This is a genomic window from Aequorivita sp. KMM 9714, from assembly GCF_011065475.1.
GTDB lineage: Bacteria > Bacteroidota > Bacteroidia > Flavobacteriales > Flavobacteriaceae > Aequorivita > Aequorivita sinensis.
Genome location: NZ_JAAGRO010000032.1, coordinates 1 through 519, shown reverse-complemented (window position 1 = coordinate 519; position 519 = coordinate 1). Strand labels below are relative to the sequence as shown.

Sequence of the window (519 nt, the reverse complement as noted above, 5' to 3'; positions counted from 1 at the left end):
AACCACAAATTGGTGCAGGTGTATATTATAATACTGATAAGTTTTATGTAGGATTATCGGTTCCAAACTTTTTAACTACTAAACATTTTGATAAGGGTAACCTAGCAAATACTACAGTTGAAACAACTGCTTCCGAGCGTATGCATTATTTTTTAATTGCGGGTTATGTATTTGATATTAGTGATAATTTAAAGTTTAAACCAGCAACCTTAGTTAAGATGGTAAATGGATCGCCTTTACAAGCAGATGTTTCTGCCAACTTCTTATTGTATGACAAGCTTACACTTGGTGCGGCTTATCGATGGAGCGCTGCTATGAGCGCAATGGTAGGTTTTCAAGCTTCAGATGCAATTTTTATAGGCTTTGGATATGATTATCAAACAACAGATATCGAAACTTATAGTGATGGTTCCTATGAAGTTATGCTTCGTTTCGATATATTTAATAGACCAGAAAGAGTGTTAACCCCAAGATTCTTCTAAAAAATACTGACTATGAATACAATATTACGTAACATAT

1 protein-coding gene is annotated in these 519 nt (G+C 33.7%); it reads left to right on the top strand.

Annotated features, from left to right (window positions below; genetic code table 11):
• Positions 1–482, top strand: a 482-nt coding sequence (locus G3A46_RS14050; RefSeq protein WP_165150768.1) for a type IX secretion system membrane protein PorP/SprF, incomplete at its 5' end; no start/stop codon positions are given.
• Between the last annotated feature and the right edge of the window lie 37 nt (positions 483–519).